Annotated in this window: 25 protein-coding genes; 10 read left to right on the forward strand and 15 right to left on the reverse strand. The window is 69.3% G+C overall.

The features are described 5' to 3' along the window. The first annotated feature begins 13 nt into the window (after positions 1-13). The gene (locus HAV18_RS05395) at positions 14-1,279 is read left to right on the forward strand and encodes a glycosyltransferase family 87 protein (protein WP_166953505.1); all 1,266 of its coding nucleotides are present in this window, start codon (positions 14-16) and stop codon (positions 1,277-1,279) included. Here the strand turns inward: HAV18_RS05395 and HAV18_RS05400 are convergent. From HAV18_RS05400 to HAV18_RS05455, 12 genes are all read right to left on the reverse strand, one after another. Next, positions 1,252-2,292, reverse strand: coding sequence for a TadG family pilus assembly protein (locus HAV18_RS05400; protein WP_166953507.1), 1,041 nt, complete (start codon positions 2,290-2,292; stop codon positions 1,252-1,254). The two genes, HAV18_RS05395 and HAV18_RS05400, sit on opposite strands and share 28 nt — an antisense overlap. Then, complete coding sequence (locus HAV18_RS05405) at positions 2,285-2,713, reverse strand: TadE/TadG family type IV pilus assembly protein (RefSeq protein ID WP_166953509.1); 429 nt, start codon at positions 2,711-2,713, stop codon at positions 2,285-2,287. Before HAV18_RS05405 ends, HAV18_RS05400 begins: the two co-directional genes overlap by 8 nt. Then, positions 2,710-3,567, reverse strand: a complete 858-nt coding sequence (locus tag HAV18_RS05410; RefSeq protein WP_166953511.1) for a lipopolysaccharide assembly protein LapB — start codon at positions 3,565-3,567, stop codon at positions 2,710-2,712. The genes HAV18_RS05405 and HAV18_RS05410 overlap by 4 nt, the downstream gene beginning before the upstream one ends. After that, entirely contained in the window at positions 3,564-4,508 is a 945-nt protein-coding gene (locus HAV18_RS05415) for a type II secretion system F family protein (RefSeq protein ID WP_166953513.1), read from the reverse strand. The genes HAV18_RS05410 and HAV18_RS05415 overlap by 4 nt, the downstream gene beginning before the upstream one ends. Further along, positions 4,505-5,482 carry a type II secretion system F family protein gene (locus HAV18_RS05420; RefSeq protein WP_166953515.1) on the reverse strand — a complete coding sequence of 326 codons (978 nt, stop codon included), beginning with the start codon at positions 5,480-5,482 and terminating at the stop codon, positions 4,505-4,507. Before HAV18_RS05420 ends, HAV18_RS05415 begins: the two co-directional genes overlap by 4 nt. Beyond that, the gene (locus tag HAV18_RS05425) at positions 5,479-6,933 is read right to left on the reverse strand and encodes a CpaF family protein (RefSeq protein ID WP_166953517.1); all 1,455 of its coding nucleotides are present in this window, start codon (positions 6,931-6,933) and stop codon (positions 5,479-5,481) included. Before HAV18_RS05425 ends, HAV18_RS05420 begins: the two co-directional genes overlap by 4 nt. Continuing rightward, entirely contained in the window at positions 6,930-8,153 is a 1,224-nt protein-coding gene (locus HAV18_RS05430; RefSeq protein ID WP_166953519.1) for an AAA family ATPase, read from the reverse strand. The genes HAV18_RS05425 and HAV18_RS05430 overlap by 4 nt, the downstream gene beginning before the upstream one ends. Before the next feature lie 21 nt (positions 8,154-8,174). Continuing rightward, on the reverse strand, positions 8,175-8,555 hold the full coding sequence (locus HAV18_RS05435) for a CpaD family pilus assembly lipoprotein (protein ID WP_166953521.1): 381 nt from the start codon (positions 8,553-8,555) through the stop codon (positions 8,175-8,177). Positions 8,556-8,570: 15 nt separating this feature from the next. Then, positions 8,571-9,953: a type II and III secretion system protein family protein gene (locus HAV18_RS05440; RefSeq protein WP_166953523.1), complete on the reverse strand. Its 1,383-nt coding sequence runs from the start codon at positions 9,951-9,953 to the stop codon at positions 8,571-8,573. A 54-nt stretch (positions 9,954-10,007) separates the two neighbouring features. Then, complete coding sequence (gene cpaB, locus HAV18_RS05445; RefSeq protein WP_166953525.1) at positions 10,008-11,039, reverse strand: Flp pilus assembly protein CpaB; 1,032 nt, start codon at positions 11,037-11,039, stop codon at positions 10,008-10,010. Between the two features lie 20 nt (positions 11,040-11,059). After that, the gene (locus HAV18_RS05450; protein ID WP_166953527.1) at positions 11,060-11,533 is read right to left on the reverse strand and encodes a prepilin peptidase; all 474 of its coding nucleotides are present in this window, start codon (positions 11,531-11,533) and stop codon (positions 11,060-11,062) included. 88 nt (positions 11,534-11,621) lie between these two features. Next, positions 11,622-11,804 (reverse strand): Flp family type IVb pilin, encoded by a 183-nt coding sequence (locus HAV18_RS05455; RefSeq protein WP_166953529.1) that lies wholly within the window; start codon positions 11,802-11,804, stop codon positions 11,622-11,624. A gap of 863 nt (positions 11,805-12,667) precedes the next feature. Here HAV18_RS05455 and HAV18_RS05460 point away from each other — a divergent pair. The 6 genes from HAV18_RS05460 to HAV18_RS05485 all read left to right on the forward strand — a co-directional run bounded on the left by HAV18_RS05460 (position 12,668) and on the right by HAV18_RS05485 (position 18,574). Then, positions 12,668-13,735, forward strand: a complete 1,068-nt coding sequence (locus HAV18_RS05460) for an ABC transporter substrate-binding protein (RefSeq protein ID WP_166953531.1) — start codon at positions 12,668-12,670, stop codon at positions 13,733-13,735. Between the two features lie 15 nt (positions 13,736-13,750). Continuing rightward, entirely contained in the window at positions 13,751-14,602 is an 852-nt protein-coding gene (locus HAV18_RS05465; protein WP_166953533.1) for an ABC transporter permease, read from the forward strand. Positions 14,603-14,641: 39 nt separating this feature from the next. Then, positions 14,642-15,460, forward strand: coding sequence for an ABC transporter permease (locus HAV18_RS05470; RefSeq protein WP_166953535.1), 819 nt, complete (start codon positions 14,642-14,644; stop codon positions 15,458-15,460). Between the two features lie 38 nt (positions 15,461-15,498). Further along, a complete protein-coding gene (locus HAV18_RS05475) occupies positions 15,499-16,344 on the forward strand; it encodes an ABC transporter ATP-binding protein (RefSeq protein ID WP_166953537.1) in 846 nt (281 codons plus the stop codon). A 148-nt stretch (positions 16,345-16,492) separates the two neighbouring features. Then, a complete protein-coding gene (locus HAV18_RS05480) occupies positions 16,493-17,446 on the forward strand; it encodes a TauD/TfdA family dioxygenase (RefSeq protein ID WP_166953539.1) in 954 nt (317 codons plus the stop codon). Between the two features lie 180 nt (positions 17,447-17,626). Continuing rightward, positions 17,627-18,574, forward strand: a complete 948-nt coding sequence (locus HAV18_RS05485) for a TauD/TfdA family dioxygenase (protein ID WP_166953541.1) — start codon at positions 17,627-17,629, stop codon at positions 18,572-18,574. Between the two features lie 92 nt (positions 18,575-18,666). Here the strand turns inward: HAV18_RS05485 and HAV18_RS05490 are convergent, their stop codons facing one another. Continuing rightward, positions 18,667-20,328 carry an ABC transporter substrate-binding protein gene (locus HAV18_RS05490; RefSeq protein ID WP_166953543.1) on the reverse strand — a complete coding sequence of 554 codons (1,662 nt, stop codon included), beginning with the start codon at positions 20,326-20,328 and terminating at the stop codon, positions 18,667-18,669. Positions 20,329-20,597: 269 nt separating this feature from the next. Here HAV18_RS05490 and HAV18_RS05495 point away from each other — a divergent pair, with 269 nt between their 5' ends. Continuing rightward, positions 20,598-21,005 (forward strand): DUF427 domain-containing protein, encoded by a 408-nt coding sequence (locus HAV18_RS05495; RefSeq protein ID WP_166953545.1) that lies wholly within the window; start codon positions 20,598-20,600, stop codon positions 21,003-21,005. A 388-nt stretch (positions 21,006-21,393) separates the two neighbouring features. After that, on the forward strand, positions 21,394-22,386 hold the full coding sequence (locus HAV18_RS05500; protein WP_166953547.1) for a sulfonate ABC transporter substrate-binding protein: 993 nt from the start codon (positions 21,394-21,396) through the stop codon (positions 22,384-22,386). 39 nt (positions 22,387-22,425) lie between these two features. Here the strand turns inward: HAV18_RS05500 and HAV18_RS05505 are convergent, their stop codons facing one another. Then, complete coding sequence (locus HAV18_RS05505; RefSeq protein ID WP_166953549.1) at positions 22,426-23,010, reverse strand: putative glycolipid-binding domain-containing protein; 585 nt, start codon at positions 23,008-23,010, stop codon at positions 22,426-22,428. A 171-nt stretch (positions 23,011-23,181) separates the two neighbouring features. On the opposite strand from HAV18_RS05505, the gene HAV18_RS05510 reads away from it, so the two are divergent. Next, on the forward strand, positions 23,182-24,090 hold the full coding sequence (locus HAV18_RS05510) for a LysR family transcriptional regulator (protein WP_166953551.1): 909 nt from the start codon (positions 23,182-23,184) through the stop codon (positions 24,088-24,090). Positions 24,091-24,105: 15 nt separating this feature from the next. On the opposite strand, the gene potE is transcribed toward HAV18_RS05510, so the two are convergent. Then, positions 24,106-25,491 carry a putrescine-ornithine antiporter gene (gene potE, locus HAV18_RS05515; RefSeq protein ID WP_166953553.1) on the reverse strand — a complete coding sequence of 462 codons (1,386 nt, stop codon included), beginning with the start codon at positions 25,489-25,491 and terminating at the stop codon, positions 24,106-24,108. Positions 25,492-25,517 lie beyond the last annotated feature (26 nt).

The raw sequence follows: 25,517 nt of genomic DNA on the forward strand, positions 1-25,517 counted from the left end.
GCGCACACGACGCATGGATCTCTCCCGGCAAACGATGCGCTCGGCGGCCCCTCCCGTCCGCGCATGGCTGACACCGCAGCGCGTCGTTGTGTACAGCGCGGTCGCGCTCGCGTGCTATGCGCTGTTCCTCGCGACCTGGGTATCCGTCGTACGTCAAGCGCCCGCCACCGTCCCGTCGCGCCCGGGCGCCGACTACGCGGTGTTCTGGTCGGCGTCGTACGTGATGCTGCACGGCTCGCCGTGGCAAGCGTACGATTTGCCGACCTTCTCGCGGCTGGCCGCCGACCTGTTCCCGCAGTTCCGCCACGACTACCTCGTCGCGTGGCTGTACCCGCCCACCAACCTGCTGCTCGTCACGCCGCTGGCGCTGCTGCCCTATGCGATCGGCTATCCGTTGTTCGTCGTGTTCGGTATCGTCGTGTTCGGTTTCGCCGCATCGCGCGTATCGGGCCTCGGCGCGATCCCCGGCGCAGCGCGCGTCGGCGGGTTCGCGCTGGTCGCCGCCCCGTGTGTGTTCGTCACCGGGATGTTCGGGCAGAACGCGCTCCTGACCGCGTCGTGCGCGGCGCTGGCCGTCTGCTGGGCGGACCGCCGGCCGATGTGTGCCGGCCTCTGCATCGGCCTGCTGTCGGCCAAGCCGCAGATGGCGCTGCTGTTCCCGTTCGTGCTGGTCGCCACGCGCGCCTGGCGCACGATCGCGTGGGCCGCGCTCGCCACCACCGCGTTCACTGCGCTGAGCGTCCTGGTCTGCGGCGTCGAGTCGCTGCACCTGTTCGTCGCCGCCACGGCGCTCGCTCGGTCGCTCCTCCTCGAGCAACGCGTCGTGTTCTGGTTCGCGTCGCCTTCGCCGTTCGCCGCCTTCCGCCTCGCGGGCCTGCCGCCCGGGCTCGCGTATGCCGCGCAGGCGTGCATCGCGGCATTGGCGATCGCGGCCGCCTGCGTCGTGTGGACACGCTCGCGCGACATCCGCCTGCGCGCGGCCGTGCTGGCGGTCACGACGCTCGCGGCAAACCCGTACGTGTGGCACTACGAGCTCGTGTGGCTCGGTATCGCGATCGCGTGCATGCTGGCGGCCGGCTGGCAGGACGGCTGGCAGGACGGCTGGCTGCGCGGCGAACAGACGGCAATCGCGCTCATGTGGCTGTTGCCGATCCTCGAATACCTGAACCCGTGGCTGCAATTGCCGCAGATCGGCCCGGTCGTGACGCTGTTCGCGCTCCTCGTGCTGCTGCGGCGCACCGACCCGCGCGCTCACAGCGCCAGCCGCGGCGGCACGTAGACGCCGTAGTACGGCCCGACGCCGGTCCCGACGCCCGTCATCTTCACGCCGGCGACGAAGTGCCCCTGGATGTACTTGTACGAGCCGCCGAGGGACACGTCGATATGGAACGGCGCGAACGCGACGATCGGCACGGTGGTGCTGGTCGCGGTCTGCGTGACGACCGGCAGCAGCACCGTTATGCCGACCGGCACCGACGTATAGAGCGTCGCCTTCACGCCGGTCGCGAGATTGATGCTGTCGCCGATGTTGAGCGTCGTCGGGTTGCCGGTCACCATCAGATTGCCCATCGTCGTCGTGTCGGTCGCGGTCGACTGGAACGACGTCCACTGCCCGCCCATGCAGAGCAGGCCATAGACCTGGCCGTTCGTGATCGAGAACTCGTACGGTTGGCCGGTCAGCGGATTGATCAGCGGCTGGTTGGTCGCCGCGTTCCAGTACAGGTTGTACACGCACTGGTCGATTGCAACCGGAAACAGTGCGCCGGCCGCCACCCCGCCCGGCGCCGCCAGCACCGCCACCGCGGTCGCGCTGCCCGACGCGCCGGTAATCCCCAGCAGCCCGCCGAGCAGCAGCGGAATCGAGCCGCCGTTCACGCCGGGTGTGCGCGACACGGTGACCTGCACCGCCGGCACGTCGTACGTGCCGGGCGTGATGGTCGTCGGCTGCATGGTCGCCGGGCTGCGCGTGACGTTCCAGTAGCCGGTGGTCACCGTGCCGGTCGACAGCGCCGCACCGGCCGCCGAGTTCTTCGCGATCACGCCGTTCGCCGCAGGCGCGGCCAGCGACCAGTTCACCGCGCCGCCGCTCGACGACATCATCGCATCGGCCCCCGCGATCGCGGCCGCGTCGGCCGCGTTCTGCAACTGGTTGTTCACCGTCACCACCCACGCGATGTCGATCGCCAGCGCGCCGAACGACAGCAGCGGGATCAGGAACAGCAGGAAGAACAGCGCGACCGAACCGCGCTGCCGCGTGAGGCCGGCGGGTTGCGTTGCGCTCACGTCATTCATAGAGCATCACCGACGTCGCCGAGACCGTCACCGGGCCGGTGAGCGCGCTGAACGCGGAACCCAGCACGAGCCCCGTATACGTGTAGGTCACGGTCACCGTCAGCGCGGTGCCCGACGTCGTGCCGTTCGCCTGCGTCACGGTCACCGCCGGTGCCGTCGCGGTGCCGCCGGTGATCAGGCTGTTCTGCATGGCGGTCTGCGCAATGCCGGCGATCTGCGTCGTGGTCAGCATCGGCACGCGCAGCACGATGCCGGCCCGCGCCGCCTCGCGGCTCGCGTTCGTGATGACGGCCTTGTCGCACAGGATCAGGCTCGTGTCGATGATGCCGATCAGCACCATCAGCAGGAACGGCAGCATCAGCACGAATTCGAGGGACACGACGCCGCGCGCGCGGCGGGCGCCCGTCGCCCCGCGTGTCATTTTGCGGCCCCCGCACCCGGCGGGGCGACGCCCGGCTCCAGCGCCGCACCGGATAGCGACGCCGCGCCGCCGGCCCCCCCGCGCGACGCAAGCCGCGCGCGCACCGCCTGGTAGAAGCGCAGGTTGTCGGCCACCGCCGACGCCGGCAAATCCGCGGACAAAAGCTTCTTCGCCGAATCGGTGTTGCCGAGCACGCCGTACGCGAACGCGAGATTCTGGCGCGCCTGCCACGGCGCGGACGGCAGCCCGGCGACGTCGAGCAGCACGTTCACGCCCTCGCGCGGCCGGTTGCTCAGCACGAGCGACAGCCCGAGGTCGACGCGCAGCCCCTGCGCGTCCGGGTGCACGCGCAGCGCCTCTCGATACACGACCTGCGCATCGGCATGACGCCCCTGCAGGTCGAGCACGGTGCCGAGCCCTTCCGCCGCGAGCGGATGGTTGGGCTGCGCGGCGAGCAGGTCGCGATAACGCTGCGCGGCTTCGTCGAGACGGCGCTGCCGCAACGCGACGCGCGCGAGCCCGAGCTGCGGGCCGAGTTCCGCGGGCGCCTGCCGATGCGCTTCGTCGTAGAGGATCCGCGCGCGCTCGAGGTCGCCCGCGCGGTAGTTGACGTCGCCGAGCCCCAGGCGCGCCGCGAGCGAATCGGGATACTTCGCGAGCACCTTCTCGTACAACGTCGACGCGAGATCGACGTTGCCGCCGGCGAGCGCGCTGTCCGCGATGCGCAGCTCGGCCTGCGGGTCGTCGCTCTTGTGCGACAGCGCCGGCCGCGTCTGGATGCCCGGCGCACAGCCGCCGGCCAGCACCGGCAGCACGGCCGCGAGCGCGAGCGCACGTACGACGGATCGTGTCATCTGAATACCTCGAGCAGGCGAATCGCCGCCGGGCCCGCCGCGATCAGGCACACCGTCGGCAGGATGAACAGCATCATCGGCAGCGTGATCTTCGGCGCCAGCTTCGCGGCCCGTTCCTCGAGCGCAACGATCTGCTCGGTGCGCTCGGTACGCGACAGGGTGCGCAGCGCCTGCGTGATCGGCGTGCCGAACCGCTGCGACTGCGTGAGCGTCGTCGCGAGCGAGCGCGCCGACGTGAAATCGACGCGCATCGCGAAATGCGCGAGCGTCGCGGACACGTCGCCGCTCAGCGTGAGCTCGTCCGCGCACACCGTCAGCTCGTCGGCGAGCGGCGGGCAGATACGCGACAGTTCGTGCGCGACGCGCCGGATGCCCGATGCGAGGCTGTTGCCGGCCATCGTGCAGATCACCAGCAGGTCGAGCGCGTCCGGAAAGCACGCGGCGATAATTCGCCGCCGCCGCCGGATCATCGCGCCGAGCACGTATTCCGGCACGATCACGCCGACCACGAACGCGGCGACCATCGCCAGCGCCCGGATCACGAAGTATTCACCGAAGCGCGGAATCAGCGGGCTGAACGCGATCGCGCCGCACGCGAACAGCACGCCGCAGCTCAGCTTGATCCCGATCATCGACGACACCGCGCGGCGCTCCCGAAAGCCCGCGCGCGTCAGTTGCAGGCCGAGCTTCACGCGCTGCATCGGGTCGAGCACCGGCAGCCGTTCGCCCAACTGCGCGAGCCGGCGCGTCAGGCCCAGGCGCACGCCCCCCGGCTGCAGCCACCCCGCCACCGGTGCCGGCGGGTGCTGCCCGGCCGCCTGCCGCACGCGCGCGGCGATCCGCTGGCGGGTGCCGCCGCCGGGCGTGGCGAGCGCCATCGCGACACAGGCAAGCAACAACAGCAACTCGAGGCCGCGGGCGGCCAGTATCGACATCGTCATCGCGCGGTATCCAGTTTCGAGATCTTGCGGATCACCAGCAGGCCGACCGTCAGCAACCCGGCCGCCAGCGTCAGCATCGTGTGCCCCGGGTGCGTCGTGAACAGCAGCATCACATAGTCGCGGTTCACGAGGAACAGCGCGCCGATCATCACGAACGGCACCGCCGAAATGATGTTGGTCGTGATGCGCCCTTCGGCGGTCAGCGCGCGGGTCTTCAGGCGGATGTCACGGCGCGTGCGGATGATGCTCGACAGCTCGTCGAGCGTTTCGCCGAGGCTGCCGCCGGTCTCGCGCTGCAGCAGCAGGTAGACGGTGAAGAACGAGAAGTCCGCGATCATCAGCCGGTCCGCCGACTGCGTCAGCACGTCCTTGAGATCCGCGCCGACCCGCAGGCTGTCGCCCATCGAGCGGAATGTCGCGCGCACCGGCTCGGCCGCGCTGTCGCCGACCATGCTGATCGCCTGCGTGACCGGAATGCCCGCGCGCACGGCCCGCACGATCACGTCGATCGCGTCGGGGAACGCTTCGAGAAAACGGATCCGGAAACGGTCGACCAGCGCACGGTAGCTGGCGCGCATCGCGACCAGCGGCAACCCGACGTAAATCAACGGACGCAGGAAGTCCGGCGGCCCGATCAGCTTCACCGCGACGATCGCCGCGATCGCGCCGGCGATCGTGCTCGCGACGACGATCCTCACCCCGCCCTTGCCGCCTACCGCGAGCACCCGCGTCACGCGGCGCTGCACCCATGCGCGCACGCGGCCTTGCCGGCGTTCGAGGTTGAACAGCGCGACACCGGGCGTGGCGGACGCGTGAGCGTCGCGCCCGGCGAGCGACGGCGACAGCCGGCGCATCCGTGCGCGGATGCGCTGGGCCGGTGTTTGGCTCGCGCGATCGAACAGCGACGACAGCACGAGCCCGATCGCGAGGATCATCACGAACGCGCCCGCCGCGAACAGGTCGGCCGCCCTCATTGCCGGAATACCTCGGCAAGCGCATCCTCGACGCCGTAATACGCTGCGCGCGCCGCGAATCCCGGCCGCAACGGCGATGCGTCGAACACTCCCTTCACGGAGTCGCGCGTCGTGTCGCCTTCCTGGCGGAACGCGAACAGGTCCTGCGTGATGACCACCTCGCCTTCCATCCCGACGATCTCGGTGATCCGCGTGACGCGCCGCACGCCGTCGCGCATCCGCTCGATCTGCACGAACAGGTGCACGGCGCTCGCGATCTGGCGCCGGATCGACAGCAGCTGCAGGTTCGCGTTCGCCATCATGACCATGCTCTCGAGCCGGCTGATCGCATCGCGCGGCGAATTCGCGTGAATCGTCGTCATCGAGCCGTCGTGCCCTGTGTTCATCGCCTGCAGCACGTCGAATGCCTCGGGGCCGCGAATCTCGCCGAGGATGATGCGGTCGGGCCGCATCCGCAGTGCGTTGCGCACGAGATCGCGTTGCGAGATCCCGCCGAGCCCCTCGGTGTTTTCCGGGCGGGTTTCGAGGCTGACGACGTGCGGCTGCAGCAGTTGCAGCTCGGCCGCATCCTCGATCGTCACGATCCGTTCGTGCTGCTCGATGTGCTGCGACAGCGCGTTGAGCAGCGTCGTCTTGCCCGAGCCGGTGCCGCCCGAGATCACGATGTTCAGCCGGCACGCGCACGCGACCTTCAGCACCTGCAGCATCGGCGGCGAGATGTTGCCCTGCTGCGCCATCCGCGCGAGCGTGATGTCGCGCTTCGCGAACTTGCGGATCGAGATCGACGGGCCGCGCATCGCGATCGGCGGCAGCACGACGTTCACACGGCTGCCGTCGGCGAGTCGCGCATCGACCATCGGGCTGCTCTCGTCGACGCGCCGCCCCACCGCTGCCGCGATCCGCTGCGCGACGCTCGCCACGTGCGCGTCGTCGCGGAACTTCAGCGACGTGAGCTCGAGCCGGCCCGCGCGCTCGACGTACACCTGGTCGGGCCCGTTGACGAGGATGTCGGTGACCGTGTCGTCGGCAAGCAGCGGCTCGATCGGCCCGACGCCGAACATGTCGTTCAGGATTGCATCGACGATCAGCACCTGCTCGCCGGCCGTGATCTTCAGGCGCTCGCGATCGACCGTATGCGCGGCCACTTGCTCGATGCCCGCGCGCACCTCGTCGCGCGTCTTCATCAACGCCGCCGACATGTTCATCGACGTGAACACCGCGTGGCGGATCGCGTCGAACTTGCTCGACCGGATCAGCGCCTCGTGGGTATCGGCCGCCACGGGTGCGCGGGCCGGTGCCGGTGCCGGTGCCGGTGCCGGCGCGGGCGCGGGCGCGGGCGTGTCCGCCGGGGCCGGAGCCGGGGCCGCAGCCGGTGTCGGCTCGTGCGCCACGGCGGGCGTCGCGGCCGGCGCGGGGTCCGCCGGCGGCCGGTTGCGGGTCCCGAACGTCACGATCGCTTCCTCCACCTGGCGAGCCGCGCAAACCACGGCTCGGCGACGGCCATCGGCTCGCCGGTGATGCCGTTCGCGAGCTGCCGGATCTGGTCCACGAAGCCATGCCGCTTCGCGCCTTCGATCGGCTCGCCGAGGTTCTCGGCAACCGCGAGCGTCTGCGGCTCGTGCGGCAGTTCGTGCAGCGTCGCGCCACCGAACGCCTCCTCGAAATCGACCGGCTCGACGCGGCCGGCGACAGGCGCGAGCGGGTTGTTCAGCACCATCGACAGCAGCCGCTCGCCGGGCAGTTCCCGCACGAAGCGCACGAGCCGCGCGGCCTCGTATGCGGCGTGCACCGAGCGGTCGACCACGACGTGGACGAGATCGGACGCGACGAGCGCGTCCTCGAGCAGCTTGCCCGCGCTGCTCCCGACGTCGAACAGCACGTAGTGGAAGCGGTCCTTCAGCATGTCGACCAGGCGCGCGACGGCCTCGTCGGCCAGCGGCACGTCGGCACCGTACGCCAGCTCGGCGGACAGGACGTGCAGCCGGTCGCCCTTCGTGACGAACATGCGCTCGAACAACGCGTCGTCGGGGCGCTGCGCCATGTTCAGCAATTCGATCAGCCCGTTGTTGCTCGACAGCCCGAACATCGAGTTCGCGCCGCCGCCATGCAGGTTCAGGTCGACGTAGGCCACCCGGCGGCGCTTCTCGCCCGCCAGGAAGCGCGCGAGGCTCACCGTGATCGTGGTCGCGCCGACGCCGCCGCGGGCGCCGATGAAGCTGACGACCTTGCCGGTGCGCGCCTGCACGACCGATTCCGTCGCCGTCAGCGCACGCCGCATCAGCTCGACGGTCAGCGGCTTGACGATGTAGTCCTGCACGCCGATGCCGAGCAGGTTGCGGAACAGCCCGACGTCGTTCTGCGTACCGATCGCGATGACACGCACCGACGGGTCGCACACGTCGGCGAGCCGCATCAGGTCCGACACCGGCAGCACCGAATCCGACACGTCGATGACGAGCTGGCGCGGCGAACGCTCGTACTGCTGCAGCAGCCGGATCGCATCGTCGCACGTGCCTGGCTGCAAGTGGGTACGCGTGATCGACAGCTCCTGCGTGACGCGGCGTATCACGTCCTCGCTGCCCGAATCGGCGACGACCGCGACGAGATCGGCCGCGCCCGTGGACGCGGCGCGCCGGGCGCTCTGACGATCGAGGAGGTTCATGGGCGGCATCGTGATGGCATCCGGGTGCGTTCAATGGCTGGGCGAGCCGGTCGTCAGCGCCTTGCCTGGCGTCGGCTCCTTCACGCGATCCTCGACGTAGCGGCGCACCGCGTCGGCCGCGGTCTGCGCGTCCGCGCCGCCGTACGGCACGGGCGCGACGAGATCCTCCGGCCGCGCGAGCATCGCCGCGAGGTTCGAGTAGGTCGCGCAGCCGAACGGCACGCCGGGCCGCGCGAACCCCGCGTCGACGAGATGCGACGGCTGCATCAGCTTCGCGCAATCGGGCGCCACCGCGTGCGCGCCGTCGAAGCCGATCGTCCGCGCATCGGGCAGGTTGACCGGCGGCGGCGCCGACAGGCAGCCCGCGAGCACCAGCGGCAGCAGTACGGCAACGGTCGATCGGGTTCGCATGCGCGCGCCTCCGGTTCAGTACACGAAGCCCGCGGCGCCGACGAGGCGCGGCGTATCGCCCGACAGCAGGTCGAGCCCCAGGTTGCGCTGCACCGCGAATTCCAGGTCGCTGCTCGGCCGCGCGACCGTGTCGATCGCCTGCTCGAGCTGGCCGGGACCGGCCGGCTGCACGATGTACGGCGTGACGATGACGACCACCTCGGTCTTGTTGTCCTGGAAGTTCTTCGACGAAAACAGCCGGCCGATGATCGGCAGCCGGCCGAGCCCCGGGATCTGCGACACGGTGTCGGCCGTCTGGCTCTGCAGGAGCCCGCCGATCGCGAAGCTCTGCCCGCTCGACAGCTCGACCGTCGTCTCGACGCGCCGCACCGTGAGCCCCGGCACCTTGACGCCGCCGGTCGTCACGCTGTTGGTCGTATCGATTTCGCTCACTTCGGGCCGCACCTTCAGGCTGATCCGGTTGTCGGCGAGCACGGTCGGCGTGAAATCGAGCGACACGCCGAACGGCTTGAACTCGACCGTGATCGCCCCGGTCGACGAGCCGGCCTGCGCAACCGGGATCGGAATCTCGCCGCCCGCGAGGAAGCTCGCGGTCTCGCCGGACATCGCGGTGAGGTTCGGTTCGGCGAGCATCGTGATCAGGCCCTCCTGGTCGAGTGCGTCGAGCACCACGTCGATCGACCAGCGCCCCGCGCGGAATCCGCCGAGCACCGAGAACGCGCCCGTCGGCGACAGGTTGAACAGGCTGGTCGTCGGATCGAACAGCGTGCGCCCGTTGAACAGGCCGCCGACGAAGTTGCCGGCGCCGCCCAGCGCGCTCCAGTTGATGCCGAGCTGCTGCGTGATGTTGCGGCTCACCTCGGTCACCCGCACGCGCAGGTTCACCTGGATCGGGCGCGACAGCGTGAGCCGGTTGACGATCTTTTCCTTGTCGTGCAGGTACGGCGTGAGCGACTGCATCACGGCGTCCGCGTCGGCCGCGCTCGGCACCTTGCCCGACACCATCAGCGAGCCCGGTGCACCGGACACCGCCAGCTTCAGTTGCGGAAAGCGGCTGTCGAGCACGCCCTGCAGCGACGCCGTGTCGACCTGCACGATCACCGTCTTGCGCAGGATCGGGCGATGGTTCGCGCCGAGCGCGATCAGCGTGGTCGTGCCCGCCTTCTTGCCGAACACGAACACGGTGCGCGGCGACGGCACCTGGATGTCCGCGATGGCCGGATCGGCGACGAACATCGCGGTCGCGGGCTCGGGCAGCGACAGCAGCTCCCCCTTGCCGGTCGCGATCGACAGCGGCGCGCCCGCGTCCGGCGCCCGCGCGACCTGCGCGGCGGCGCCCCCGGACGCGATGCCGCAGGCCAGGCCCAGGAAAGCGATCCAACGAACCATGCGCACCATGCGTGTTCCCGTCAAATGCCGGCCGCCGGGCGGCCGGCCCGAATCGTCAAACCGTCACTGCGCCGTCGCGCCCGGCGGCGGCGCAGTCGTCTCCGCCGCGACATTGGCACCGCCCGGCGTCGCGGGCATCGCCGGCCAGGACGGCAGCCCGGTCGGCAGCGGCGGCAGGCCCGGCGTGCCGGTCCCGCCGCCACGCGATCCGTCGTCGACCGACGAACCGCGATAGATCACGACCGCGTTGTTGCGCCACGCCGGCCGCGCGCCGGTATCCGCCCCGGCGGACGGCTCGCGTGCGGCCTCGCGGGCTGCGCGCGACACGTCGCCGGCCCATACGGGCTGCGTATCGGGCTCTGAATCGGACTCCTGCGCGTCGCCCCCTGCCGGCTGCCGCCGGTCGCTGGTCGCGAAACTGCGCAGCGCGAGCGACAGCGAGCCGAGGCGGGTCGCCACCAGCACGACCTGCGCGGTGCGCGGCGCGACCTCGAGCGTGACCGTGCGCGCACGCGCCGTCGCGTCCGGTGCGCTTGCGGCCGCCTTCGCGCGCTGGAATTCGGAACCGACTGCGAGCACGCGCGCGCGCCGCACCACCGTCTCCGCTTCGAACGTGCCCGGCGACGTTGCCGAGCCGCCGATCTGTTGCGTCAACAACACGTCGACGAAGTCGCCCGGCTGGATCAGCCCCGCGTTGCCCGACACGTCGTCGACCGGCACCGAGATCGCGCGCATGCCGGGTTGCAGCGCGGCCGCGAGAAAATCCGGCGCGCCGGCCGGGATCACGTTCTCGACGCGAATCGGTGCGCCCGCGCCGACGTGGCTGCGCAGCAGCGCGCCCTTCAGGTCCGCGCCCGGCTGCGACTCGACGAACGCGCCGGCCGGCACCTGAGCGCGCGGCATGCGTTGCCACGCCAGATCGTTGTCGCGCAGCAGCAGCCCTTCCGGCAAATCGGCGGCTGCGACGCGCACGCGCGCCTGATCCGTTTCGGCGTGCGCCGACGGCGTCGACGCGGCGACGTACAGTTCGCGCAGCATGAACGCACCGATGCCGGCGGCAACGACGAGCACGGCCAGTCTCAGCGGTTTGGGCATGGCGGCGTGCGTCCCCCCGGCTAGGTCAGTGAAACCGTGTATGGAAACGACGCCCAGACGGCCAGCGTGCCGCCCAGCGCGAGCGCAACGCCATACGGCACGCCGCGAGCAGCGACCGTGCGGACCGGCGCGGCGCGCCGCGGCCGCAACGCCAGCCACGCGACGCCGCACAGGGCACCGCCCGCGCCGACACTCGTCAGCACCGGAAACACCAGTGCCGGGCCGGCCCACAGGCATACCGCCGCCGCCAGCTTGACGTCGCCTCCGCCGATCCAGCCCGCGTGGCGCATGCCGCCGAACAGCAGCAGCATCGCCGCGCCGGTCGCGACATGCGCGGCCAGCGGCGCGAGCCCGTCGCGCGCAAGCGCCGCCGCGACGAAATACAGCACCGCGAACGCCAGCACCGCGCGATTGGACAGGCGCCGCACGCGCAGATCCTGCGCGGCGAGCGAGGCCAGCAAGACCGTGGCCACCGACTGCACGAGAATGAGCATGGGAGAGCCGTCCGTCGACACGCCCCGGCCGGATACGTTCTACCGCTGCGGATCCCTGTGTTCGTCGGCGGCGCGCGGGTTCAGGGGATCAGATCAGGCTCGTCACCTTGCTGATCAGCGACGAGAACACGCTCGGCAAGCCGCCGCTGGTGCTGCTGAGGATCACGCCGACCGCCGCCAGCGCGACCACGACGATACCGGCCAGCACGGCGTATTCGAGCGAGCTGACGCCGCGTTCGTCACGCAGCAGGGACTTGACGTATTGCAGCATGGCAACCTCCGTGTAACGGGTCGGTGACCGACCGTTGAACGCAAAGACGCTCCGTTGCTCCGGTGTTTGCGCAGAACATTCGCCCATTGCGATGCATGCGGGCGACCCTGGCACTGGGTCGTTCGCATCCCCCGGAATTCTCTCGATCCCTACCATACGCGGCGTGCAACGATGACTTCGACCGTTGCGTGCCTGCATCCTCGGTGCGGTCTTCCCCGCACGATGCAACCGCGCTGATTCGTCTAGGGTATAGACAATTTTTCAGGTGAATTCAAATTATTTGGCGTCGGAATGCATTTATGGATTTCACCCTGCAACGATGAAAGCCTTATCGTTCATTTACGGTCATTTTTCCTCGCGGCATTGCGCATGGTTCGCATATCGGCACAGGTGTTGCTACTGTTGCCGCGCATGATTTACCGACCGGAAATCGAACCGTTTCCATTCGATTTATGGGCATGCCGCGCCGATCCGCATGCACACGTCTCGCCATGTCCAGCATGCCATCCCGGCAAAAATGACGGGTTCGCATCACATTCCCCCGATTACTCGCCCCCGTCTTTCCGCCCTGATTCGGCAAGCGATCCGCACTCGAATCCACGCTCGTCCAAATCGTTTTTCCAATCGGCAATTGCCTGATTCATCATCCGGTTTCAATCTAAATGATTGGAATCCTGAATGAATGTCCAATGCATGTGAATGCGGTTCTCGTCCGCAAAGCACGCAACGCCCGGCGCGGCAACCCGCAAAGCGCCGATAAGCATAGTTCAAATCGTTTCTTGTCCGCCCCCGGCACGTCATCGAGAATGCCCCGACGGGCTGCGGCCCGGCCTCGCTCCCCAACGTTCCGGATCCATCGATTCATGCTTCCACTGCGCCTGCTGCGATCGCTGTTCATCGCGTCCCTCATTGCGTTGCCGGCCGCCGCCGCGCACGCCGACAAACCCGCCACCATCCGCATCGGCGTCGCCCAGCAAGGCGCCGGCGATCCGCCGACGTTCGGCGGATCGAGCGCCGCCACCGCGCAGTTGCAGCAGCTCGTCGAAAAAGAGTTCGCGGCGGACGGCATCAAGGTGCAGTGGCTGTTCTTCAAGGGCGCGGGGCCGGCCGTCAACGAGGCGATCGCCAACAAGGCGCTCGACTTCGCGTACCAGGGCGACCTGCCCGCCGTGCTCGCGCGTGCGAACGGGATCAAGACGCACCTGCTGCTCGCCACGAGCGTGCGCTCGGGCGTCAAGATCGCGGTACCGCCCGACTCCACCATCCGCTCGATCAAGGACCTGAAGGACCGCCGCGTGTCGATCTTCCGCGGCACGAACCTGCAGCTCGTCGCCGACAACGCACTCGCGAAAAACGGCCTCGGCGAACGCGACCTGCGCGTGATCAACCTCGACGCCGCGAGCTCGCTCGCCGCACTCGCGTCGAAAGGCATCGACGCGTCGGTAGGCGACTACCAGCTGTACAAGCTGCGCGACGCGGGGCTCGCGAAGATCATCTACGAATCGCAGAACGACGGCCCGCAGCTCACGCGCCAGACCCACCTGCTCGTGCTCGACGATTTCGAGCACGAGCATCCGGACATCGTGCAGCGCGTCGTCACCGCGCTCGTGAAGGGCGCGCAATGGTCGTCCGACGAGGCGAACCGCGATGCGCTGTTCAAGCTGTGGGCGAAGAGCGGCGTGCCGGTTTCGTCGTGGCAGGCCGACTATGCGAACCAGCGCCTGAAGGACCGCTTGTCGCCGCTGATCGATCCGTTCGTCGTCGCGCGCTACAAGTCCGTCGCGCAGGATGCGCTGGCGCTGAAGCTGATCCGCCAGCCGGTCGACGTCGACGGCTGGTTCGAGCCGAAGTATCTCGACAACGCGCTGCGCACGCTGAAGCTCGAAAGCTACTGGCAACGCTACGACGCGGCCGGCAAGCCCCTTTCCTGACCCGGACCCGCCCCGATGAGCGACACCGCGTTTTCCGTCCCGTCCTCCGAGCCTCGTACGCTCGCCGCGCTTGCCGCGCCGCCGCACCGGGCGGCGAACGTGAAACGGTGGTCGTGGCGGCTCGCGCCGTGGCTGCTGCCCGCGCTGCTGTTCGCGCTGTGGAGCATCGGCAGCGCGCGCGGCTGGATCGCGCCGCAGATCCTGCCGCCGCCCGCGCGCGTGTTCGACGCACTCGCGGATCTCGCGACGAGCGGCGATCTCGTACGCCACACGCTGGTCAGCCTGCAGCGCGTGCTGGTCGGGTTTGCCGTCGGCTCGCTGCTCGGCTTTTCGACCGGCGTCGCGCTCGGCCTGTCGCGCACGCTGGAAGCCTACGTGCTGCCGAGCTTCAACGCGCTCGTGCAGATTCCGGTGCTCGGCTGGCTGCCGTTCCTGCTGCTGCTCGTCGGCGTCGGCGAACCGCTCAAGTACCTGCTGATCGCGCATGCGGCGCTCGTCCCCGTCACGCTGAGCACGTTGCAAGGGTTTCGCCAGACACCACCCGCGCTCGACGAAGTCGCGCGCGTCTTCGGCTACACGCGCCGGCAACGCATCGTGCACGTCGTGCTGCCCGCCGCGATCCCGACGCTCGCGACCGGCGTGCGGCTCGCGTTCACGAAGTCGTGGCTCGCGCTCGTCGTCGTCGAGCTCGTCGCGTCGTCCGAGGGGCTCGGCTACCTGATCGTGTACGGGCGGCAACTGTTCCAGCTCGATCTCGTGATGGCCGCCGTGATCGTCGTCGGCGCGGTCGGCCTGCTGATCAACCGGCTGCTCGACGCACTCGAAGCGCGCCTGCGCCGCGGCGTGCCGTCCGCGTTCCGCGGCTGAACCGCCCGCCCTGCCCGCGCAACCGAAGGAGATTCTCCCGTGACGCATTCCGCCTCGCCGGACGCTACACCGCCGGCCGCCACGGCCGCCCGCCGCCTGCATGCACCCGACTGGCGCGGCTTCGTCCTGCCGCTCGTCGCGTTCGCGCTGTGGTGGGCCATCTCGTCCGCGCACCTCGTGAACAGCGGGCTGCTCGTCGGCCCGGCCGACGTGTTGCGCACCGCATGGGCGCAAGCCACGAGCGGCGCGCTCGGCCGCGCGCTGTCCGCGTCGCTCGCGCGCGAAGCCTGCGGTTTCGCGATCGGCGCGGCGGGCGGGCTGCTGCTCGGCGCCGCGCTCGGGCTGTCGCGCATCGCGGCGCGGATGGTCGGCCCGAGCTTCGACACGTTCAAGCAGATCTCGCTGTTCGCGTGGATTCCGCTGATTTCCGTGTGGTTCGGCCTCGGCGACGTCGCCAAGGTCGTGTTCCTGTCGCTCGCCGCGCTGCTGCCCGTCGCCGCGCACACCTGCGACGGCATTCATGCGGTGCCGCGCGCGTATGTCGACGTCGCCCGCGCGCTGCGCTACTCGCGGCTCCAGCTCGTCCGCTACGTGATCCTGCCGGCCGCGCTGCCGTCGATCTTTACCGGGCTGTATCTCGGCCTGATCTATTCGTGGCTCGCGACGCTCGGCGCCGAATACCTGCTGGTCGCCGGCAGCGGGATCGGCAACACGCTGATCGACGGCAGCGAGCAGTTCCGGATGGATCTCGTGCTGTTCGGCATCATCGTCGTCGGCGTGACCGGCTGGGCGCTGAACGCGATCGCGCGTGCGATCGAGCGCAAGGTGCTGGCCCGGCGCGGCGACCTGCGGCGCTGATCGCCCTTTCCTTCCCCCACCTCCATCCTCGCACCGCCATGACGACCCTCGCCTCCGATTCGCTCGACATCCTCCACGTGAGCAAGCACTACGCGCAACGCGGCACCGTGCTCGCCGTGCTCGACGACGTGTCGCTGCACGTGCGCGCAGGCGAATTCGTCACGATCGTCGGCGCGAGCGGTTGCGGCAAGTCGACGCTGTTGCGGCTGATCGCCGGGCTCGACACCGATTACGCGGGCGAGATCCGTGCCGGCGCCGAGCGCGTGCGCGACACGTCGCTGCAGCGCGGGATCGTGTTCCAGGATCATCGGCTGTTCCCTTGGCTGACCGTCGCGCAGAACATCGAGGCCGCGCTACGCAACGCACCGCTCGACGCGGCCGCGAAGCGCCGCGCGGTCGCGGATCACGTCGCGCTAGTCGGGCTGAACGGCTTCGAACATGCGTACCCGAACCAGCTGTCGGGCGGGATGGCGCAGCGCGTCGCGATCGCACGCGGCCTCGTGAACCGCCCGCGCGTGCTGCTGCTCGACGAGCCGTTCGGCGCGCTCGACGCGCAGACGCGCGCGCGGATGCAGAACGAACTGCTGCGCATCTGGGAGCAGGAGCGCATCACGATGATCCTCGTCACGCACGACGTCGACGAAGCCGTGTATCTCGGCGACCGCGTCGTGACGATGGCACCGCGTCCGGGCCGCATCGAGCGCATCGTCGATGTCGCGTTGCCGCGCCCGCGCCGGCGCGATTCGCCGGAATTCGCGCGGTTGCGCGACACCGTGCTCGCCGGTTTCGACGACAGCGACCCGCCGGGCGACGATCGCCCGGGCGGCAAGCGCATCGACCCGCCGCGCCCGCACCGGATCGGCGAATGGCGGCTCGCGTGGTAGCACGCGTGGCGCGCCAATTTGCTCAGCATGACGATGCATATCGATCGTCGCTGCACGCACGCTAAGGTTGTGACGATTCATCGGTTCCGGTTGCGCACGGTCCCTGCTTGAATGGAGACTCGACCGACCCGACTCCAGGAGACTCCCGATGTCCGAAGTCCAGCACGCCGCTCAACCGTCTTCGCATGCTTCGCACGCCGCGCCGCGCACGGCCGCCGCCCCGCTCCAGCTTCGCCAGGTCGCCGGCCGGATCGGCGCCGAGATCGCCGGCGTGCGGCTGTCGGGCACGCTCGACGACGCGACGTTCGACGCGATCCAGGCCGCGCTGCTGCGCCACAAGGTGCTGTTCTTCCGTGGCCAGCACCATCTCGACGACACCGCGCAGGAAGCGTTCGCACGCCGCTTCGGCGATACCGTCGCCCACCCGACCGTGCCGTCCGTCGACGGCAGCGCGCACCTGCTCGAACTCGATTCCGCACACGGCGCACGCGCCAATTCGTGGCACACCGACGTGACGTTCGTCGATGCGTACCCGAAGATCTCGATCCTGCGCGCGGTCGTGATTCCGCCGTTCGGCGGCGATACCGTGTGGGCCAACACGGCCGCCGCCTACACGAACCTGCCCGACCCGCTGCGCGCGCTCGCCGACACGCTGTGGGCGCTGCATACCAACGCGTACGACTACGCGTCGACGCACGTGCATGCCGACGATACGCAACTGAAGCGCTACCGCGAAGTGTTCACGTCGACCGTCTACGAAACCGAGCACCCGGTCGTGCGCGTCCATCCGCAAACCGGCGAACGCACGCTCGTGCTCGGCCATTTCGTGCAGCGGCTCAAGGGGCTGTCGGCGCAGGATTCCGCGCACCTGCTGCAGGTGTTCCACGAACATGTGACGCGCCTCGAGAACACCGTGCGCTGGAACTGGCAGGAAGGCGACGTCGCGATCTGGGACAACCGCGCGACGCAGCACTACGCGATCAACGACTACGGCGATGCGCGCCGCGTCGTGCGCCGCGCGACCGTGCACGGCGACGTGCCGGTCGGCATCGACGGCCGCCAGAGCGTCGTGCTGAAGGGGCCGGGCGCGACGCTGCAGTAACGCCCGCGTCCCGCGGCGGCGCCGTTCCGTGCGCGCCGCCGCGCCTGCCCTGCTATCCGCTATCCGCTATCCGCTATCCGCCACAAGACACCCGACCATGCAGTTCCCGCCATCGGACCGACGCATGCACGCGCAACGATGTCGGCCCTGCGCCCCCTTCACTTCCGCCAGGAGCGTCGCATGAGCGCCCTACTCGAACCCGCCGCCCAGCCGGTCGACGTGATCCCGTTGTCCGCCCATATCGGTGCGGAAATACGCGGCGTCGATCTCACGCAACCGTTGACCACGCCGCAGATCTCGGCGATTCGCGCCGCGCTGCTGACATGGCGCGTCGTCTTCTTCCGCGAGCAATTCCTCACGCACGAGCAGCACGTCGCGTTCTCCGCGCAGTTCGGCGAGCCGACGGTCGGCCACCCGGTGTTCGGGCACGTCGACGGGCATCCCGCCGTCTATTCGGTCGCGAAGCATCGCAAGGCAACCCGCTTCGAAGGCGAACCGGTGCGCCGGCCGTGGACCGGCTGGCACACCGACGTGACGGCCGCCGTGAACCCGCCGTGGGCGTCGATCCTGCGTGGCGTGACGATCCCGCCGTACGGCGGCGACACCCACTGGACGAACCTCGTGCGGGCGTACGAAACGCTGTCCGCGCCGCTGCGCGGCTTCGTCGACGGCCTGCGCGGCATTCATCGCTTCACGCCGCCGGCCGGCGCGCGCGCAACCGATGCGTTCGACGACGCGGTCGAACGCCGGCCGCTCGTAACCGAGCATCCGCTCGTGCGCGTGCATCCGGAGACCGGTGAACGCGCGCTGTACGTGAGCCCGAGCTTCCTGAAATCGATCGTCGGGCTGACGCCGCGCGAGAGCCAGGCACTGCTCGAACTGCTGTGGGAACACGTGACGCGACCGGAATTCACGATCCGCTTCAAGTGGGAGCCGCGCAGCATCGCGTTCTGGGACAACCGCGCGACCGCCCACCTCGCGCCCGTCGACATCTTCGATCTCGACTTCGACCGCCAGCTCTATCGCACGACGCTCACCGGCGATGTGCCGGTCGGCCCCGACGGCCGGCCATCGATCGCGCTCGAAGGCTCGCCGGTCGAAGCCGCGGCGGCGGTCGCGCTCAACTGAACCGGCGGCAGCCGGCGCACCGCGGTGCGCCGGCCTTTCCCGTCACGCCACGCGGAACGAAGCGCAGGCCGCGCGTGCGCGCGGCCCGTGCGTCAATCCAGCCAGACCCCGTCGAAACGGTGCCCGCCGAGCGGCGAGAACGTCAGCCCGTGCACGCGCTTGGACACGGGCAGCGACACGATCGACGTCGCGATCGGCGTGAACGGCACCTGATCCTTGAACACGACCTGCGCCTGTTCGTACAGCGCCGTGCGCTTCGCGACGTCAGGACTGGAACGCGCGGCGTCCACCAGTCGTTCGAAATCCTGATTGCACCATTTCGCGAGATTGCTGCCGTGCACCGCGTCGCAACCGAGCAGCGTACCGAGCCAGTTGTCGGGGTCTCCGTTGTCGCCCGACCAGCCGTACAGGATCGCGTCGTGCTGCCCGTCGTGCTTCGCGCGGCGGTTGTATTCGCCCCATTCGTAGCTGACGATCTTCGCGCGCACGCCGATCTTTGCCCAGTCCTGCTGGATCAGCTGCGCCATCAACTGCGCATTCGGGTTGTACGGGCGCTGCACGGGCATCGCCCACAGTGTCAGGTCGAAGCCGTTCGGGAAACCGGCCTGCGCGAGCAGCCGCTTGGCGGCCGCCGGATCGCGCGGCGCATCCTTCAGGCGCGGGTTGTACGACCATTGCGCGGGCGGCATCGGGTTCGTCGCGATCTTCGCGTCGCCGTTGAACACCGTCTTGATGATCGCCGACTTGTCGATCGCGATGTCGAGCGCACGCCGCACGTCGACGCGATCGAGCGGCGGATGCTGCGTGTTGTACGCGACGAAGCCGACGTTGAAGCCCATCCCCGAGAACAACGTCAGCTTCGGGTCGCGCCGCACCGTGTCGAGGTCGGCCGGGCGCGGGAACACCGATACCTGGCACTCGCCGGCCACCAGCTTCTGCAGGCGCGCGGCCGGGTCGGGCGTGATCGCGAACACGAGATGGGCGAGCTTCACGTCGTCCGGTTTCCAGTAATCGGGGTTCGCGTCGTAGCGGATCACCGCGTCCTTCTGGTACGTGCGCAGCAGGAACGGGCCGGTGCCGACCGGGAACTGGTTGATGTCGGCCTCGCGGTGGCGTGCCGCGAGCTGGGACGCATACTCGGCCGACAGGATCGACGCGAACGCCATCGCGAGATTGCGCACGAACACGACGTCGGGCGCCTTCAGCACGAAGCGCACCGTGTAGTCGTCGACCTTGTCGATGCGCTCGACGTTGCGGTCGAACCCGAGGTCGCTGAAATACGGGAAGCTGACCGGGTAGGCCTTGCGGAACGGATCGTCCGGATCGAGCATCCGTCGGAACGTGAAGACGACATCGTCGGCCTGGAACGGCCGCGTCGGCTTGAACCACGCGGTCGTCTGGAACTTCACGCCGCGCCGCAAGTGGAACGTGATCGTGCGCTGGTCGGGCGACACGTCCCAGCTCGTCGCGAGCGCCGGTTCGAGATCGAGCGTGCCGCGCCTGAACTGCACGAGCTCGTTGTAGACCGTGAGCGTGCTCGCTTCGAAATCGGTACTCGTCGTATGCTGGCCCGGATCGAAGCCGGCCGGGCTGCCTTCGGTGCAATACACGAGCGTCTTGCCGTCCGGCGCGGCGAGCGCCTGCGTAGCCGCGCCGGCAAGCAGCAGCGACGCCGCGATGCAACGCAGGGCCGTCGCGGCACGCGGCGGTTTCCGCACGCGATGCGCGGCGGGCGAAACGAGAGCGTTCTTCATGGTGACGGAGATAAGAGAGGGCTGTCATGCAACTGACGACGGCCGATCTTCGCGCGTCGCTCGCCGATCGCTTACCAATAAATTTCGCGTTGCTTATCGCTGGATCGGCATCCCGTCGCCGCGGCACGGGGATGTCCGCGCGAGCGTCGGGTGCGTGGTCCACGCCGTCTCTTCCGGCCCCCTGCAGGTTCGCCGAAATGGGCGCATCGTATCGGCTGGCCAACGCCGGCGCGCATCCCGCCGCGCCGCCGATTCCAGGAGGACCCACGATGCCTGTCAGCTCCGATACGCCCGCTCGCCCCGTGAAGACGCCGGGCCCCGATCACCCGATCACGGTCGAACCGCACCCGCGGCGCGTCGTGGTCAAGGCGGCCGGCCGGGTCGTCGCGGATACGCGCCGCGCGCTGGCGCTGCGCGAAGCCGCTTACCCGGCCGTGCTCTACATCCCGCGCGAGGACGCCGACCTGACGCTGCTGCTACGCACCGATCACGCGACGTACTGCCCGTACAAGGGCGACTGCGCGTACTACTCGGTCCCGGTCGGCGGCGAGCGCGCGGTCAATGCCGTCTGGACCTACGAGGCACCCTATCCGGCCGTCGAGGCGATCCGCGGGCACCTCGCGTTCTATCCGGATCGCGTCGATTCGATCGAGGAAAGCCCGGCCGGCTCCGATTGAGCATCGCGGCAGCTGTTCGCCGAACGCGGGCGGCCGCGCGTGTGCTGCGGCGATTTCGCCGATGCGGCCCGCCGTGCCGGCTCGCTCCGTCTGGTTCCGTCTGGTTCCGTCTGGTTCCGTCTGGTTCCGTCTGGTTCCGTCTGGTTCCGTCTGGTTCCGGCTGGTTCCGGCTGGTTCTTGCGCCGATCACCGGCTCGAACCCCGACAACGAGCCCGCCGCTGATTTGCATATGCGCATTCGTTGGTTGGCCGCCGGCATAGGCGGACGTATCGTCACGAGTCCGGCGCGGGCCGGCCCGTGGCGTGCAGCGCCCGCATCCGGCCCCGCCCTGCGCCGACCGCGTCGCCTTTCGCGCGCGGCCCGCTCATTCGCACGCAGGACGCCTCGATGAACGACACACCGCACGCAGACGTTGAACCGACACCGGCGAACCCGCATCGCCGCCAGTGGCTGCAAGGCGCGGCCGCCGGGCTGGCTGGACTCGCGCTCGGCCCGCTCGCGGGCCTGCCCGCGCACGCGCAAGGCAGCGACACGCGGCTGCGCGTCGGTTTCCAGAAATACGGCAACTTCGTCGTGCTCAAGGCGCGCGGCACGCTGGAGAAACGGCTCGCGAGCCAGGGCGTCACGGTGCAATGGCTCGAATTCCCGGCCGGCCCGCAATTGCTCGAGGGCCTGAACGCCGGCGCGATCGACGTCGGCACGGTCGGCGAGACGCCGCCGATCTTCGCGCAGGCGGGCGGCGTCGATTTCGTCTACATCGGCAACGAGCCGCCCGCGCCGCAGGGCGAGGCGATCGTCGTACTGCCCGATTCGCCGATCCGCAACGTCGCGCAGCTGCGCGGCAAGAAAGTCGCGTTCAACAAGGGTTCGAACGTCCACTACCTGCTCGTGAAGGCGCTCGAACACGCGGGCCTGACGTATGCCGACATCCAGCCGATCTACCTGACGCCCGCCGACGCGCGCGCCGCGTTCGTGCAGCGCAACGTCGATGCGTGGGTGATCTGGGATCCGTACCTGGCCGCCGCCGAGCGGCAGATCGGCGCGCGCGTGATCGCGAACGGCGAAGGGCTCGTGCGCAACACGCAGTACTACCTCGCCGCGCGAAAATACGCGGCCGCTCACCCGCAGGTGCTGCGCGCGCTGCTCGATGAAGTCGACGCGGTCGACCACTGGGCGCGCGACCATGTGACGGAAGTCGCCACGCAACTGTCGCCGCTCGTCGGCCTCGACGCGCCGACACTCGAACTCGCGCTCAAGCGCGCCGGCTACGGCGTGCAGCCGATCAGCGACGCGACGCTCGCGTATCAGCAGAACATCGCCGACGCGTTCACCACGCTGAAGCTGATTCCCGGCAAGCTGTCGGTGGCGAGCGCACGATGACGCACCGCCGCCGACGACGCACGGCGCGATACACGTGCGTCAGCGCGCGGGGGCCGCGCCGATGCGCCGCCATTCGTCGTAGTCGGTGACGAGGCCCGCTTCGTCGACCGCGATATCGGCCGCATACGTGCCGCTTTCGTAGCGGTACACGTGCTCCGCCGTGCGTGTATAGCGCTGCTCGCCGCGCACGAACGCGAATTCCGGAAAGCGCAGCCACGCGGTATGGATCACGGCCGCGTCGCCGACGGCCAGCCCGAGCCGCCGGATCGGCAACGTGTTCGTCGACGGGCTGAAGCCGAGATCGAGGTCGGTCGCGCCCGCGAGCGCCGGTATGTCGACGCCATCGATCGTCCATCGCCCCGCGTCGCACACGATATCCCGCTGCCGCGGCGGCTGCGTGCCGCCCCACTGCGTGATGCGTGCCGAGCGCGTGAGCCAGCCGGCGTCGCACTCGATCGCGTAATCGATACGAAACGGCGAGCCGTCGATCGCGCCCGACACCGACCCCGTCAGGTCGATACCCGTTCGCGACTCGGCGAGCCTGCACCATTCGGCCGCCTGCCAGGCCTGCACGATCTGCCATGCGACGCAGCGCGTGCGCACCGCGTCATCCTGTTGCGTCATGTCGTCTCCAGTCGCCCGCACGGAAGCCGATTGTCGCCCATCGCTCCGTCGAACACACGCGGCTTGCGCAACCGATGGTCAGTATCGGCTCGCTGCGCACCTTCAGGCCGCGTTGCTTTGGTACCATCCGTCGATCGGCATCAACCGGAACCGGACAAGGGGCGCGACTTCATGGATTTGCTGGCGACGATGCGCATCTACGTCAGGGTCGTCGAGCGCGGCACGATGTCCGGCGCGGCGCGCGATCTGGACATGGGCCAGCCGGCCGTCAGCGAGCGCATCGAACGGCTCGAGAAGCATCTCGGCACCCGGCTCCTGATGCGCAGCGCGCGCACCCTCGCCTGCACGGAAGAAGGCCGGATCTTCTACGAACGCAGCAAGGAGCTGCTCGAAGCGGCCGACGATGCGGTCGCCTCGGTCTCGAAGACGGAAAACGCGCTCGACGGCACGATCCGGCTCGCAGCACCGCAATGCTTCGGCGAGGTCGTGCTGCCGGGCGTGCTGATGCATGTCCGCACCGCGTATCCGGGCCTGCACATCGATCTGGTGCTGAACGACGACATCGTCGATCCGGTCACGGAAGGCGTCGACATCTCGATCCGCGTCGGACAGCTCGGCGACGGCGGGTTCGTCGCGCACCCGGTCGGCGCAGTCGGCCGCCGGCTCGTCGCCGCGCCGTCGTATCTCGACCGGTGCGGCCCGATCGACGCGGCGGCCGATCTGGCGAACCATCCGTTCATCCGCGTAAAGGGCGTGTTCGCGAGCGAACGGCTGCCCCTGCAGCGCGACGGCGGCGCGCTCGAATACGCGCGCATCCGCACGATCATGACGACGAGCCACTGGCGCCCGATGTTCGACACGATCGCGGCCGGCGGCGGCATCGGCGTGGTCCAGCAGCCGGCCTGCGCCGACGCGCTCGCGGCCGGCACGCTCGTCGAGCTCCTGCCGCGGTACGCGATTCCCGACTTCGCACTCAACGTGCTCGTGCACGCGCAGCGGCCGCTGCCGCCGCGTGTGCGGGCCGTCGTCGACCTGCTGAAGCAGGACATCCCGCTGCTGCTGGCCCGCCCGGCCCGATAACGGCGGCGGCCGCCGTCAAGCCTGCAGCGACTTCCCCGGCTCCTTCACGTGCGCGTCGACTTCCATCTGGTAGAAGCGTGCGCTGACGAAGCCGAACAACGTCCAGCCCAGAAACACGCACAGGCCGCCGAGCATCAGCGCCTGCTCGCCCGAGCTGAACAGCGCATAGAAGCTGTACGCGGTGGCCACCATCGCGATCACGTTCGTCAGCAGCGCCTTGGCCGGCGGCACCTTGGCGACCTTCTGGATCGTGATCAGCGCGGCCATCGACATCACGTAAGGCACGAGGTTCGTGACGACCGCCAGGTCGACGATTTTCTGGAACTGGCTGCTCAGTTCCGGGCTGATCGTCATCAGCGCCAGCGCGACCTGCGCGACGAGCAGGATCACCATCCCGACGATCGGCGTGCCGGTGCGCGTCGCCTTCGCGAACACCGGCAGGAAGTAGCCGACGTCCGCCGAGCTCTTGAACACCTGCGCGACCGTGAACTGCCAGCCGAGCAGCGAACCGATGCACGCGATCACCATCAGCGCGGTGACGATCGTGCCGACGGTCGGCGTGAACATCGTCGCGAACGCGATGCCGAACGGCGCGTTAGACGCCGCGAGGATCGCGTTGGGCACGATCCCCGCGATCACGTTGGTCGACACGATGTAGAAGATCGCCGATGCGATCGTGCCGCCGAGCACGGCGATCGGCACGTTGCGCTCCGGATTCTCGACGGCATCCGAGTTCGCGCAGGCCGATTCGAGCCCGAGGAACGCCCACAGCGTCACCGCGATCGAGCTGCCGACCGCCGGCCCGAACGGCAGGTTGTGCGGATTCCACGCGGCGCCCCAGGTCGCGCCGCTGAACCAGAACCAGCCGATCAGCGACACGACGACGACCGGAATGATCACGCCCCACACCGTCACCGCGCCGATCCGGCCGGTGATGCGCGAGCCGCCGAAGTTCGCGACCGTCGTCACCACCAGCAGGAAGATCGTCCAGAGGCCGGTTTGCAGCGGCGACAGCGTCGCGTCGAACAGCACGGTGCCGTAGCCGACCGCCGTCACGCCGATCGCGACGTTGGCGATCACGAGCGACAGCCCGTACGTGTAGTTCGCCATGTAGTTGCCGGCCTTGCCGAACGCGTATTCCGCGTAGCCGCCCATCCCGCCCGGCTTGCGGCTCAGCATCCCGCAGCGTGCGAACGCGTAGGCGAGCGCGAGCGAACCGCCGGCCGTGACGATCCACGACAGCAGCGAGACCGTGCCGACCTGCGCGAGCTTCGACGGCAGCAGGATGATGCCGGAGCCCATCATGTTGACCGCCGTGAGGATGGTCAGCTGCCAGACGTTCATCCGGTTCTTCGGCGCGGCCGCCGGGGCCGCGTCGGTCATGCGCGCTGCGTTTTCCATGATGTCGATCCTTCGATGTGAGGCCG

This window comes from Burkholderia sp. D-99, assembly GCF_011605345.1.
In the GTDB taxonomy this organism is placed as follows: Bacteria; Pseudomonadota; Gammaproteobacteria; order Burkholderiales; family Burkholderiaceae; genus Burkholderia.